12 protein-coding genes are annotated in these 14,497 nt (G+C 40.5%); 6 read left to right on the top strand and 6 right to left on the bottom strand.

All coding sequences use genetic code 11. The annotated features are described in order from the left end of the window. Window positions 1-28: 28 nt before the first annotated feature. The gene (locus JWR87_RS00390) at window positions 29-3,289 is read left to right on the top strand and encodes an amidohydrolase family protein (protein ID WP_297814498.1); all 3,261 of its coding nucleotides are present in this window, start codon (window positions 29-31) and stop codon (window positions 3,287-3,289) included. Window positions 3,290-3,623: 334 nt separating this feature from the next. On the opposite strand, the gene JWR87_RS00385 is transcribed toward JWR87_RS00390, so the two are convergent. The 5 genes from JWR87_RS00385 to JWR87_RS00365 all read right to left on the bottom strand — a co-directional run bounded on the left by JWR87_RS00385 (window position 3,624) and on the right by JWR87_RS00365 (window position 7,849). Then, window positions 3,624-3,935 (bottom strand): hypothetical protein, encoded by a 312-nt coding sequence (locus JWR87_RS00385; RefSeq protein ID WP_297814497.1) that lies wholly within the window; start codon window positions 3,933-3,935, stop codon window positions 3,624-3,626. Window positions 3,936-4,178: 243 nt separating this feature from the next. Beyond that, a complete protein-coding gene (locus JWR87_RS00380; protein WP_297814496.1) occupies window positions 4,179-5,168 on the bottom strand; it encodes a Gfo/Idh/MocA family oxidoreductase in 990 nt (329 codons plus the stop codon). 32 nt (window positions 5,169-5,200) lie between these two features. Next, window positions 5,201-6,082 carry a phytanoyl-CoA dioxygenase family protein gene (locus JWR87_RS00375; protein ID WP_297814495.1) on the bottom strand — a complete coding sequence of 294 codons (882 nt, stop codon included), beginning with the start codon at window positions 6,080-6,082 and terminating at the stop codon, window positions 5,201-5,203. A gap of 258 nt (window positions 6,083-6,340) precedes the next feature. Then, window positions 6,341-6,940: a DUF1080 domain-containing protein gene (locus JWR87_RS00370; protein ID WP_297814494.1), complete on the bottom strand. Its 600-nt coding sequence runs from the start codon at window positions 6,938-6,940 to the stop codon at window positions 6,341-6,343. A 63-nt stretch (window positions 6,941-7,003) separates the two neighbouring features. Beyond that, a complete protein-coding gene (locus tag JWR87_RS00365; RefSeq protein WP_297814493.1) occupies window positions 7,004-7,849 on the bottom strand; it encodes a phytanoyl-CoA dioxygenase family protein in 846 nt (281 codons plus the stop codon). A 72-nt stretch (window positions 7,850-7,921) separates the two neighbouring features. On the opposite strand from JWR87_RS00365, the gene JWR87_RS00360 reads away from it, so the two are divergent. The 3 genes from JWR87_RS00360 (at window position 7,922) to JWR87_RS00350 (ending at window position 10,847) form a co-directional block, all read left to right on the top strand. Beyond that, on the top strand, window positions 7,922-8,737 hold the full coding sequence (locus tag JWR87_RS00360; protein WP_297814492.1) for a TIM barrel protein: 816 nt from the start codon (window positions 7,922-7,924) through the stop codon (window positions 8,735-8,737). 55 nt (window positions 8,738-8,792) lie between these two features. Beyond that, window positions 8,793-9,785: a nitrilase-related carbon-nitrogen hydrolase gene (locus JWR87_RS00355; RefSeq protein WP_297814490.1), complete on the top strand. Its 993-nt coding sequence runs from the start codon at window positions 8,793-8,795 to the stop codon at window positions 9,783-9,785. Between the two features lie 150 nt (window positions 9,786-9,935). Then, window positions 9,936-10,847 (top strand): sugar phosphate isomerase/epimerase, encoded by a 912-nt coding sequence (locus tag JWR87_RS00350; RefSeq protein WP_297814489.1) that lies wholly within the window; start codon window positions 9,936-9,938, stop codon window positions 10,845-10,847. A gap of 74 nt (window positions 10,848-10,921) precedes the next feature. Here the strand turns inward: JWR87_RS00350 and JWR87_RS00345 are convergent, their stop codons facing one another. Next, window positions 10,922-12,847 (bottom strand): family 20 glycosylhydrolase, encoded by a 1,926-nt coding sequence (locus tag JWR87_RS00345; RefSeq protein WP_297814487.1) that lies wholly within the window; start codon window positions 12,845-12,847, stop codon window positions 10,922-10,924. A gap of 345 nt (window positions 12,848-13,192) precedes the next feature. On the opposite strand from JWR87_RS00345, the gene JWR87_RS00340 reads away from it, so the two are divergent. Next, complete coding sequence (locus tag JWR87_RS00340; RefSeq protein ID WP_297814485.1) at window positions 13,193-13,837, top strand: YdcF family protein; 645 nt, start codon at window positions 13,193-13,195, stop codon at window positions 13,835-13,837. Window positions 13,838-14,025: 188 nt separating this feature from the next. Further along, window positions 14,026-14,497, top strand: a 472-nt coding sequence (locus tag JWR87_RS00335; RefSeq protein ID WP_297814483.1) for a Gfo/Idh/MocA family oxidoreductase, incomplete at its 3' end; no start/stop codon positions are given.

The raw sequence follows: 14,497 nt of genomic DNA, 5'->3' as shown, positions 1-14,497 counted from the left end.
TTTTATCTTCGATTTTAACAAATCCCTCATGAGCAAACAACTACTTGCATTAGCATTCATACTATCGTCCCTTGCAACAACGGCACAAGACAAAAAGAAATGGGATGTAACAAACCCAGAAGGACCAAGCAAAGAAGTTTCATTTACAGTAAATGAGGGAACATGGATGAACATGGATGTTTCTCCTGACGGAAAAGACATTGTATTTGACCTGTTAGGAGACATTTATACCATGCCTGTTACAGGCGGGGAAGCAAAGGTCTTACGTAAAGGTCTTGCTTTTGAAGTGCAACCAAGGTTTAGTCCTGATGGAAAAAAACTGTTATTTACAAGCGATGCCGGTGGAGGAGATAATATCTGGACAATGGACAGGGACGGAAAAAACGCAAAACAAATAACCAAGGAAACTTTTCGCTTATTAAATAACGGAACATGGACACCCGACGGTCAATATATTGTTGCCCGTAAACATTTTACATCTACCCGCTCACTAGGCGCAGGTGAAATATGGATGTATCACATAAGCGGGGGCGGAGGTATCCAGCTAACGGCAAGAAAAAATGACCAGCAGGATGTGAATGAACCGTGGGCATCACCCGACGGTAAATACATCTACTACAGCGAAGATGTTTATCCTGGAGGCTCATTTCAATATAACAAAGATCCAAATAAGCAGATTTTTGTTATTAACAGGTTCGACCGTCAGAAAGGAAGGATCGAAAATGTAACCGGGGGAAATGGTGGGGCTGTTCGTCCGCAATTATCAAGGGATGGTAAGCTGCTGGCATTTGTGAGACGTGTACGAACAAAATCAGTTTTATATATCCGCGATCTTGAAACAGGTGAAGAGTGGCCGGTATACGATAAGCTAAGTAAAGATCAGCAGGAGGCTTGGACCATCTTTGGCAGTTACTGCAATTTCAGTTGGCTTCCGGGTAATGAATATATTATCGTTTGGGCAAATGGCAAGATTAATAAGGTCGCAGTAAAACTGCCGGGCAAGAGTACCGAAATACCTTTTACCGCAAAGGTAGAGCAGCGCATATATGAGGCCGTACGAAGCCAGCAAAACTTGAATACAGACGCGTTTAGTGCACAGGTGATAAGGCATGCAGTTACTTCACCTGACGGAAAAATGTTGGTGTTTAACGCAGCCGGTTATCTATGGAAAAAACAATTGCCAAACGGAAAGCCCGAGCGGCTGACCAACGGCAAGGATCATGAGTTTGAGCCTTCATTTTTTGCTGACGGCAAATCCATCGTTTTTGTTTCGTGGAACGATAATGAGGCAGGTGCAATTTGTAGGGCAAGTGTCAATGGTGGAAACATTCAAAAACTTACTACCGAAAAAGGCATCTATCGTACTCCTTCAGTTTCCCGTGACGGTAAGTTGATTGTTTTTAATAAAGAAGATGGAAACGACGCCATGGGCAGCTCGTATACATCAAGGCCTGGAGTTTTTACCATGCCTGGTACCGGGGGCAAAGCCAAGTTCATTAGTGCTAAAGGTGAGCGGCCTGTTTTTAATGAAAAGGGCGATAGAATATTCTATCGCACCGGGGGAGATTTATTTGGAGCAGCAACGAAAACCTTAGGAAGTTATAATCTTGATGGAAATGACAGCGCCACCATCTTCAAAAGTTCTCTTGCAAGCCAATTTACGGTATCGCCCGATGAAAACTGGATTGCTTTTGTTGATTTGCATAAAGTATATATAGCAGCGTTCCCGCACACGGGAAAAATTATTGATATTGGCAGCGCTACCTCAGATTTTCCTGTAAAACTGGTAAGTAAAGATGCTGGTATCAACCTTCATTGGTCTGCCGATAATAATAAGCTCAATTATACTTTAGGCAACCAGTATTATTCCATTAACCTCGAAGATAGATTTGAATTTATCGCCGGTAGACCTGATAGCACATTTGTACTGCCCGAAAAAGGAATTACTATTGATGTTAACGTGAAAACCGATAAACCTGAGGGAGCAATTGCTTTTACGAATGCCCGCATTATAACAATGAAAGGGACTGAAGTAATAGAAAATGGAACAATATTGATTGAGGGTAATTTGATAAAAGCAGTTGGAGCAAACGTTACTGTTCCAAAAGGCGCTAAGGTAATTGATGCAGCAGGCAAAACGATTATGCCGGGCATGGTCGATGCACATGCACATGGCGCTCATTTCAGGTATGGTATTACACCCCGCCAGCATTGGCCCTATTATGCCAATCTTGCTTATGGTGTTACAAGTATGCACGACCCGTCAGCCAACAGTGAAATGGTTTTCGCCCAAAGTGAACTTGTGAAAACAGGTGAAATGATTGGACCAAGAGTATTCTCTACAGGAACTATTTTATACGGAGCTGAAGGCGATTTTAAAGCTGTAATAAATAACATTGACGATGCAAGAAGTGCACTCAGAAGATCGAAAGCTTATGGATCATTTTCGGTAAAAAGTTATAACCAACCCCGCCGCGATCAACGACAGATGATTATAAAAGCAGCAAGAGAACTGGGTATGGAAGTGGTACCTGAAGGCGGATCGCTCTTTTATCATAACATGAGTATGATTCTCGATGGTCACACCACCATTGAACATAACATCCCTATCGCACCTTTATTTGCCGATGTAATAAACCTCTGGAAAAATTCAAAAACTGCTTATACACCTACGCTTATTGTTAGTTATGGTGGGGTTAGTGGCGAGTTTTATTGGTACCAGAAAAGCAACGTTTGGGAGAAAGAAAGATTACTACGTTTTACACCCCGAGGTATAATAGATAGTCGCAGCCGCCACAGGATGATGATTCCTGAAGAAGAATACCAGAACGGGCATATTTTGATTTCAAAAAGCGTAAAAAAACTGGCTGATGAAGGTGTACGGGTAAACATGGGAGCCCATGGACAATTACAAGGCCTGGGTGCGCATTGGGAAGTATGGATGCTTACACAGGGAGGAATGAGCAATCACCAGGCATTGAGATCTGCAACGATAGTTCCTGCAGAAAGCCTTGGCCTGGATAACTGGATCGGTTCATTAGAACCAGGAAAGTTTGCAGACCTCGTGATGATGAATAAAAATCCTTTAGAAGATATATTTAACACCGAAAGCATTTTATATACCATGGTAAATGGCAGGCTTTACGACGCAGAGACCATGAATGAAATTGGTAACAGGCCAAAGCCGAGAGGAAAGTTTTGGTGGGAAAATAATAAGACCGCCGACACTTTTAATTGGCATGAGGCTCAGGCAGGGGAAACAACCGGCACCGGCCGGGATTCGCATTGATCCTGGGGTTTTAAGAAATGGAAGTTTTAGTCGCATTGATATTCGTTGTTGAGTGGAGGACATCCAGGTAAGGGCGAGCGAATGCTCCTGACTGCTGGATAGCCACAAAGCAATGTAAGCCGCATCACCATGAGTAAGAAGGTTGACCCGGGGATTACTATAAATTGAGTTAATTGGGGTACCGAGCGTTATAGAAACTTTTATGCTTTCGTTGCGTCGCACTCGTGTACGTGTAGGTTTTTACTCAGCATTAAGATCGGCAACACCGCCTTTCCTCGTTAGCGAAAATTACTTGTCACCTGCAAAAACAGAAGGCTTTATCTATCTTATTAGTTTATATCAACTGTTGATAATTGTATTCAGCATTTTCACCTGGAGCTTTTTGTGATTTTACCTGCTCTTGTATGTTCTTGTCCCAGTTCTCCTCTTTTTTACTGTACGTGAGTGCCCCACTGGTTGCTATAAAATCTCTCACCTGAAGTTTTGCTTTCAAAACCTCGTATAACTGATCCAAAAATTCTTTCGGGTTGTAATTATTTAGATCGTTATTCCAAACGTTCTGCACCACAATGGCTTTGTTCTGGCTTGCAGAGACTTTTGAAAAGGCGAGAAAACAGCATAAAACAAAAAAATGTATTTTTTGCATTAGAAATAGAGTTACCGGAACGCTCACTAATACCACAACAAAAATCGCTTCAAAAATGTGAATAACGGTTGGTAACAGGCAAAATTAAGCAAACTGGTTTTTCTTAAAGTCCAATTACATGCAGGTATAACAGAAGGATTTTTTTTTGAGCGCAGCAGTATTACAACAAGCAACTTTTGTTGCGTCGCACTCTTCAACATTTTTACCTTTCCTGAGAAATTAAGCAGATATATTTCAGCCTCCTTAAAGGTCAATCCACTGTTCCTTGTTCGAACTTTCGAAGATTGCTTCTATCGTCTTCATATTATTTACTGCATCTTCAAGAGGGGTAGGCACACTTGTATTATTTAAAATAGCTTGAGAAAACAAATCGCCCTGAAGGGTATACTGGTTAGCCATATTAAAAACAATTTCTTCTTTTCCAGCTTTGGAATGAAGCCACACTTTAGTGGGTGCATCAGTCGGAGCATTAAAAGGTATTTCTATTTCAATACCCGCATCAGTACCAAGAATATTGACGCGTTGATAAGGAGTAAGTTGTGTAGAACAGGTGAAGGTTGAGGTACCGGAACCGAAATCTAATATGCCTGATGCAATATGATCGACGCCAAAACTGCCATCGAACTCAACCTTGCCGATAACTCTTTGAGGCTCTTTGTCGAAAATAAACCTTGAAAGAGAAACACAGTAACAACCAATATCCATCATACCTCCGCCACCTGCATCTTTTTGATTTCGAATATTATTGGGATCATCATTGTAATATGAAAAAAAGGATTGTATTGTTTTCAATTTACCAATCCTTCCTTCAGTTACCATATTCTTTGCATACTGCCACTGCGGATGAAAGCGAAACATAAAAGCTTCCATGACTTTAAGATAAGACTTTTGCTCGGCAGCCTTCAGTAACTGTTGTGCCTCTGCTGCGCTGAGCGCAATAGGCTTTTCGCATAAAACATGCTTATTTGCCTGCAATGCTTTAATAGCCCAGGGTACATGAAGTTGGTTAGGAAGGGGAATGTAAACTGCGTCTATTTCCGGATCATTTAAAAGCGCTTCATAAGAACCGTACGCTTTTGCTATGCCTAACTTGTCAGCAACTGCCCGTGCATCCTCTTTGTTTCTCGAAGCAATCGCAGCAATATCACAAAAGGCACTTGCCTGCATTCCTGGAATTACTTTTTCACGAGCAATTTTCGCTGTGCTTAAAATGCCCCACCTAACTTTATTCATTGCTTTAATTGAAGAATGATAATGGCTTGAAATTATACTCCGCTAAACAACAGTGGAAAAAACTGTCCTTCCATTTTATTTCCTTTTGGCACAGCGGGTACACCTTGTAATAATGGTTCGTCCGAATCGGATACAACTCCATCAGCAAATGCATTAATCACAAATGCTCTTCGTGGTCTGGTACTTTTATTTTCGCCAGAACCGTGCATAGTGAGTGAATGGTGAAAAATTGCTTCCCCAGCCTTCACCGGCACATGCTTCGCTTTATCGAATTGCTGCTGCTGTTCTTCTGTAAGAAACTCACGAATACCATGAAGATCACCAGCCAAATGAGTCTTTGGTAACAAACCCCACCGCTGACTGCCGGCAATATATTGTAAACATCCGTTTTCCTCTGTTGCGTCATCTAGTGAACACCAACAAGTGATATGAGCAACCGGCTTGGTGCGTGTCCAGTACGAATAGTCCTGGTGCCAGGCAACTACCCCACCCTTTTTTGCGGGTTTATAAAAGATCTGATCGTGCCAGAACCTTACTGGTTTATCTCCCAGTAATTGACTTGCAGCCATTACAAACGCAGGGTTCCAAAGCACATCGTGTAATCCTTCTGTAATGCGCCACTCACCCAAAGCGTGAAACAAAATTGTTTGGGGATCAGTAGACTCGTTACTGTTATATTCATAAAACAATGAGTTGTCATGCAAGCCAGGATCAACCAACTGAAACAACTCATTCCGTAATATTTCGAGCTGCTCTTCATTCAGCAATTTTATGCCAGGTAAATAGCCGTTTTCATTAAAGAATTCTATTTGATCCTTCGAAAGCCTGTATTGATCCCAATCGGCTGCTTTTTCCGGCCATGGAAACAGGTTTGCAACCTGCTCATGAATTTCACTTAAATCTCTAACCTGCATCTTTTATAAATTTTTAATTCACTGGCTGAAATAGTAATTATTTAGAAAACCGTCGTTAAAGGATCAATCACCGATATCTGTCACCTGTCTTTATGAATGAATAAAAAATGCATAGTACAAGTGAGTGACACAACGATGATGATTAGCATTACTAATGTTGGTCCCAAAGAAATATCACACGTTGAACTCATGGGATTTCTAACCAAAACGCAAAACGTTCAACTTAAAACCCAACACCCCAAACCTGAGATGCTCAGTTTACATTTCCTTTATTTTCAAATCCTTCCATCTCACTTTTATACCACCACCACTGTGTATTTGTAAAGCGACAAATCCTTCTCCCTGCCCAATTTTTTCGTCTTTAAGGTAAACCATTTGGTGGCCGTTAAGCCAGGTAGTTACTTCATCCCCAACTACTTTAATTCTCATCTTATTCCAGCTACCTTGTTTTAAATATTTCTCGTCTTCGGGCTTTGGCTGTATCAACCAATTTCTTCCATACGATTCATAAATCCCGCCGGTATGTTGATTTGCTGGAGCAACTTCTACCTGCCATCCGTTAATCTTTGTGCCCTGGATACTCGATCTGATAAATACACCGCTGTTGCCATTGGCCTCCTGTTTAAACTTTACATCGAGTATGAAATTTTTATACTTTTTATCTGTAGATAAATAGCCGTATTCCTTATCGGGCCCGCTTTCACAAATTAGTTCTCCGTTTTCGACATACCATTTTTCAGTTCCGTGAATTGCCCATCCACTTAAATCTTTACCATTAAATAGTTTTTTTGTTTTTTGTGCACCGGCTACTGATGTTATTGCAAGGAAAGCGCAAAACAGTAGAAATTGTTTTCTCATACGTTGTTTTTATATTATTTAAATTGAAAATTGGGGTTACGAGTTTGTATAGATCTGCAGGGTTTATTTTATGATGACTTCCTTTTCCCACCCAGTCTCTTTTAAAGCCGGATCGTTTTCTTTTTTTAGAAAATCGGCGTTAGACAAGGATTCTGCATCCCAGGTTAATATTGCTTCGTTGGGCACAACATGTACCGGCACTTTCCACGAGGCAGACGTTTCGTTGTAAGCAATGTTTGACTGCGAGCAATAACAGGAGATCACAGACCAACGGGGATAAGCAGACAGATTGGCCCCAGAACGATGCAAGATATTACTGTGAAAAATAAGAGCATCTCCGGGTTCCAACTCCACATAAACAAGTTCCATTGTTTGTAATGCATTCTCAACCATTACAGCATCAGCACCTACTTGCTCGCCTGCAAAGCCATGGTTAACCCTACCTAATTTATGGGAACCTTTAATTACCTGCAGGCAACCGTTTTCTTTATTGGCTTCCGTCAATGCCACCATTATACTAATTAGCTGGTCAGGGAACATAAACTGATTTTTATACCAATAGCCATAGTCCTGGTGCCACTCCCATGCGCCACCGACTCTTGGCTCTTTTTGCATCAGCTTTGAGTGAAAGTGGCAAACGGGGGCATCACTATCTAATAATAGTGCAACTGATTCTATTACTTTCTGGCTTCGGGTGAGGTACCCAAACACGTCGTTTCCGGGAGTAAACCACAAAGACAGCTTTGTTTTTTTGCCGGTTTGATCATTTAAATCCAGCGCGTTTTCCCGCATCGCATCATCCTGTATCGCTACGTTATACAGTTTATCAATTTCGGGTTTACTGCAAAAATTTCTTAAAACAAGATAGCCATCAGAATGATATTGATTAATTTGAGCTTGCGTTAGCATGTGCAGTCGTTATGTGTAGAAAAAATTGAAAATTAATCGAATTAATTAAATTTAGTCAAGTAAAATTTATTGATGAAACTTTTATTCTTCTGTCCCCGATGGGGCCAAGAACTTATACCATGGAGTACCTTTTTAAAAAATGTACAAGATGCAGGCTATGATGGCATTGAAGGCAGTCTGTCAATGGACGAAAGTGAAAAAGAGGAAATGTTAACCGGACTAAAGAGTCATGGTCTTTATTGGATTGGGCAACATTGGGAAACTGTTAACCCGGTTTTTAATGAACATTTAGAGGAATTCGAAATGAGACTGCGATCACTAGCAGCAGCAAAACCGCTATTTATAAATAGCCAAACAGGTAAAGATTACTTTTCGCCCGAGGAAAACAAACAGCTAATCGATTTGGCAAAAATTGTATCTCAAGAGACCGGAGTTCGGATCTTACATGAAACGCACAGAGGAAAATTTAGTTTCGCGGCACACATTACCAAGGCATACCTGCAAAATATTGCTGATTTAAAAATTACTTTAGATATCTCTCATTGGTTCAATACTGCCGAAACTTATTTACACGACCAGGAGGAAGCTGTAGAACTTGCTATTTCACGAACCGAACATATCCACTCAAGAGTGGGCTTTATCGAGGGGCCACAAATAACTGATCCAAGAGCACCTGAATGGAGTGAAGCTTTGCAGAGACATTTAGAATGCTGGGATAAAGTGATAGAATTGCAGCAAAAGAATAATCGGGAAGTTTTTACCATAACCTCCGAATTTGGAGCACCACCCTATATGCCTTTACTTCCTTATACAAAGCAGCCAATCGTAGATCAATGGGAAGTAAATGTATACATGATGAACTTGCTGAGAGATCGATATAAGAATTAGTTACCTGTTACTGGTTGCCGCAAACCGGCAACCATTTATGCAACAAAATTTTTTTATGAAAAACATAAAGATTGCTACTGCTCAATTTGAAAACAAAAGCGGGGACAAAATATACAATTTAAATACAATTGAAAAACTGGCAGAAAAGGCAGCTCAACAGGGGGCGGCAGCAGTTGCTTTCCATGAATGTTCTATTACGGGATACACTTTCGCCAGGCATTTAAGCAAAGAGCAGTTGCTTGAAATTGCAGAAGTGATACCGGGCGGAGAAAGCACTCAAAGGTTGACTGAAATAGCCAACAAGCATAATATTGTTGTGTTAGCTGGACTCTTCGAAAAAGACAAAGAGAACAAGTTATACAAAGCTTACGTATGCGTTGATAAAAACGGCCTTGTGGCAAAACACAGGAAGTTGCATCCTTTTATTAATCCTAATCTGACACCTGGAAATTCTTATACCGTTTTTGAATTAGCGGGATGGAAGTGTGGAATTTTAATTTGTTACGACAGCAATGTGATTGAGAATGTACGCGCCACCAACCTACTTGGTGCAAACATTATTTTTATGCCGCACGTGACCATGTGTACTCCTTCGCCAAGACCGGGCGCTGGTTTTGTTGATCCAAAGCTGTGGGAAAATAGGGAGACCGATCCAACTTCCCTGAGACTGGAATTTGACGGAATGAAAGGCCGGGGATGGCTAATGAAATGGCTACCTGCAAGAGCATACGACAACGCCGCTTATGTTGTTTTCTCTAATCCTATTGGTATGGATGATGACCAGCTTAAAAATGGTTGTTCTATGATCCTTGATCCATTTGGTGATATTATTGCGGAATGCAGAACGCTCGGCGATGACATCGCTACAGCTGTTATCAATCCTGAAAAATTAACTGATGCCGGAGGATACCGATATAAAAAAGCAAGAAGACCTGACTTATACCGAAACATCATAGGAGAGCCACATAAAGCAGAACAACATGTTGTGTGGCTGGAGGAAGAGAAACCTCATCCTCCTTCTCCTGAAGGAGAAGGAACGGTGCTTTAGAACAGGTTCAAACATTTTATCTTCCACATCAACATCCATCTCTGTCAAGCTTTTTAAAGGCTGATTGAAAGCAGATGAATTGATAAAAAATTAATCATAGATTTAGTTATTGATTTAACAACGAACGCTTCAATTCATTTAAATAAACATATGAACACTACACGACGTGCTTTCCTGAAAAACAGTTCTTTAATTGCTGCCGGAGCAATGGCTTTTGGTAACGACGTTTTTGCTGCCGAAAAAACAAAACAAATAGTTGGAATACAATTGTACAGTGTAAGAGACGATATGAAAAAGGATCCGTTAGCTACCCTAAAACAATTGCGTGAAATGGGTTACACTCATGTTGAACACGCGAATTATGTAAACAGGAAATTGTACGGGTGGTCTCCGTCAGAATTTAGAAAAGTGCTGGATGACCTTGGTATGAAAATGCCCAGCGGTCATACTGTTATGGGTCCTCAACACTGGGACAGCCAGAAGAAAGATTTTTCGGACTCGTGGAAACAAACAGTTGAAGATGCGGCCATTTTAGGACAAGCTCATGTAGTTAGCCCGTGGCTTGATGCAAGTTTGAGAAAGACCTATGACGACACCTTGCGTTACATGGAGGTCTTTAATAAAAGCGGCGAGTTGTGCAAAAAATCGGGAATGAAGTTTGGTTATCACAACCACGATTTTGAGTTTAGCGAAAAGATGAACGGAATGATGTTGTACGATATCATCCTTCAAAACACTGACCCTGCTTTGGTCATTCACCAGTTAGATATGGGCAACCTGTATAATGGTGGAGCTAAGACCGAAGATGTCTTGAGAAAACATCCCGGAAGATTTGAGTCTCTACACGTAAAAGATGAAATAAAAATCCCGGGCGCCGGCGATAAGTATGAAAGTACTGTTCTTGGAAAAGGCATAATAAATCTTAAAGCCAACCTTGATTTTGTAAAGAAAGCAGGTGGATCAAAATACCTGATTATAGAACAGGAATCTTACCAGGGCCGCAAGCCATTGGATGACTGCAAAGAAGATTTAGCGGTAATGAGAAAATGGGGCTATAAATAGTCTTCTCCTATATGCATTATAAATAAGAAAGCCACCCAATTTACTGGATGGCTTTCTTATTATATTAATAAATCTTATCTCCGTCTGGGTGTTGCCCTTGATTGCAATTCTGAAACTGGCATTGTAATCATTCTCCCTTTTGGCTCTTTCCCCCGGTATGTAATTACACGTAGCATAACAGCCTCTTTAGGGGCCGTTATTGCTTTTGTATATTTTGGGTAGAACCTGTCAGGAAAACTATTGTCAAAAGTGTAATAAATATCAAGGTCAGGTATTTCAGTACTTAGCTCAATTTGCAAAGTACTGTCTGCACCTTTTGAAACTTTAAAAGCAGGGTCGTATACGCTGGGTGCATATTTTACCTCCGCCACATCAAAACGTTTAAACTGGTTTTCAACTCTTGGATAAAAAGTGTTCCAGTCCCGACTTTTCCTGGTAGACCAGAGCGCTTCTGAAATAGCAAGCCCACGTGGCCAGGTCATGTATTGAGCATGACGCATGTTGTACACTTGCTCTGTCCACAAATTTGCTTGTCCGCCTTTTATATAAATTGGGTCTACCCCTTCCGGCAAAGCTTCAAACTTATAGGCTTCGTTTAAACGAAGTGTCGCATATACACGCGGTTCAACAATCGGGTCGCCTTGCATATAATCAATATAGGCGAAAGTAGTAGGGCTCATTACAACCTCATGTTTCATCTTAGCTGCTTCTATCCCACCCTTCATTCCGCGCCAGCTCATTACTGCTGCACTTGGTGCTAATCCACCTTCAAGAATTTCATCCCAGCCCATAAATTTCTTACCCTTTGATTCAACTATTTTTTCAAGTCTTTTCTCAAAATAACTTTGCACTTCTTCCATATTTTTCAAGCCTTCTTTTGCCATCAAAGCCTTTACAGCATCGCTTTTTTCCCAGAAGTTCTTAGGGGTTTCATCGCCACCAACATGTATATATTCAAACGGAAAAAGTGCTGCTACCTGCGTCATTACTTTATCCATAAATTCATACACCTTTTCGTTTGCAGGGCAAAGCGTATTGTCAATTAATGCAATCGGAGGTGCGCCACGTGACCAATCCATAATCACCTCTCCAGATCTTACCTGGTATTTATCTGCGCCCGGAGTACAAGACAGTTCAGGATAAGCAACAACCGCAGCAAGGCTATGACCAGGAACATCAATTTCAGGAAGAATATCTACAAAACGATCTTTAGCGTATTGAACAAGTTCTCTTATATCTGCCTGTGTATAAAATCCGCCATAATCTTTTGGTTCATCAGGCGTGGGTGGAGAAAAGGTCCCAAAGTAGCCAACCTTCTTAACGTTCCATGCACCTACTTCTGTCAACCTTGGAAGACCTTCTATTTGTATTCTCCAGCCTTCATCGTCAGTCAGGTGCAAATGGAGCAGGTTAAATTTAAAACGCACCATTTGGTCTATGTAATCTTTTACCTCCTGCTTAGTAAAAAAGTGTCTGCTTACATCAAACATCAAACCTCTCCAGCCAAAACGGGGCTTGTCATTAATTGTTGTAGCAGGCACACTCCAATTTACATTGTTCGCCACCGTGTTGCTTTCAATCTCCTTAGGAAATAATTGCAAAAGGGTCTGCATTCCATAAAACAACCCTGCAGGTTTATTAGCAGTAATTATTACAGAATTCGGAACAACGCTCAACTTGTAACCTTCATTGCCCACCGTCGTATCGGCAGACAAAGTCAACCTAATGTTACCGGCTGTATTGGCATTAAAGGTTGCTGTTTTTACCGCAATTGAATAACCCGTAGCAGTCGATATTTTTTTTGCCAGGTAACCCGCAACTCTTCTCGCATCTGCGTTAGTGCCAGTTACTTCAATTGCCGTTGTCTTTTTTAACAAGAAACTTCCATTACCTTTTTGTACAGTCACAGGTTGAGGCAACACCGACACAACAGGGGTCGTTTGGCTGGTAGCATTGAGAAAAGAAGCCATTACAAGGCTAAGCATCATCGTTTTTTTCATCGTTAATTTACTTTTGTTCAAGAAATATCTATTATTTATAAAGACTTAGTCTGTTAGTTTAAGTAAAGCAAAAAGTGTTAACACCTTCCACTTTACGCTCTTTTTCCATCCCTTATCCATTTACCTTTAAAACCGTTCAGGCCGCAACATAAAAACAGTAAGTACCTTTCTTAGCCAGCAGTTTAGCTTCAGTAAGCTTTGCTTGCGTCGCACTCTTGTACTACTTTTTCTTTGTTCAGCAAATTAAACGCTTTATTATTGTCACTACCTCGCCAAATCAACTTTTAATCATCATTGTTCGTGCGATGGTCACAAATATTCAAATACCTCCTATTTTCGCCTCTTATGATGACAGAAGAAGTTATATCATTAGCACAAAAAGTCTGGGATTATCACCATGTAAATAATAGTCTTGAAAAGTCTGATTGTATACTCGTGTTAGGAAGTCATGACGTAAGAGTTGCAGAACGGGCGGCAGCATTATACTTGCAGCAATGGGCACCTTTGCTAATTTTCTCGGGTGGTTTAGGACGATTAACAGAAGATATGTGGACAGAAACAGAAGCTGACAAGTTTGCAAAGATCGCAATCGAAACCGGCGTTCCTAAAGAGAGAATTTTAATAGAAAATAAATCAACCAATACAGGAGAAAACATTCTATTTACCCAACAACTATTAGAACAAAATAACCTCCATCCGCAATCCTTTATAGTAGTACAAAAGCCCTACATGGAGCGAAGAAGTTATGCCACTTTTAAAAAACACTGGCCAGATAAAAAGCTAATAGTCACCTCCCCTCAAATATCTTTTCACGACTATCCAAACAACGAGATCTCGTTAGATAAAGTAATTCATATAATGCTAGGTGATTTGCAACGAATTAAGATTTATGCTGAAAAGGGATTTCAGATTTATCAACCAATACCTGAGGATGTTTGGGAAGCTTTTGAAAAACTTATAGCATTGGGATTTAATGAACACCTTATTTAAAACCAGGATTTAAAAGAGTAAGGAGATTTGAAAAATTTTACGAGTTATTTACAAAGCTGTTTTATTCCACTTCTGAAAATTGTTTTGTTTCACTTTTCATTTCAGTTTCATTTCTTCTTATTCCTTAACTTCAAATTTCTAACGTATACTACTTTAAAATTCATCTAAGTTTTATAAAAACTAATTGCATGTCAAATCAAAGTCGCTCATCGCGAAGAAAATTTCTTGAACAAATTGGGGCAACGGGTTTATTTCTTGCAGCCAGCCCACTTTCCAGTCTTGCAAACAAGGAAAAAGCAGAAGAACGGATTTTAAGGTATGAGAAAAAAATATCTCCAAACGACCAGATAAAGATTGGCCTGATAGGCCTTGGCATTCAGGGTAATAATGATGTGAGGCAAGCTTTGAAAGTTCCAGGAGTAGAATTAGTGGCCGCCGCCGACTTATATACAGGAAGACTTGAACGCGCTAAAGAAGTTTATGGTAAGGAGCTTTTTACCACCCGTGATTATCGCGAAATTCTGAACCGAGACGATATTGATGCCGTTTTGATTGTTACGAGCGATCATCATCATGCACGAATTACCAAAGATGCATTGCAAAAAGGCAAAGCAGTCTATTGCGAAAAGCCAATGGTGCACAAAATAAGTGAAGGCCAGG

Origin of the sequence: Segetibacter sp. (genome assembly GCF_025963695.1) — a bacterium.
Lineage (GTDB): Bacteria > Bacteroidota > Bacteroidia > Chitinophagales > Chitinophagaceae > Segetibacter.
Note: the sequence above shows the minus strand (reverse complement) of the source record. Positions and strands in the feature narration are given on the sequence as shown.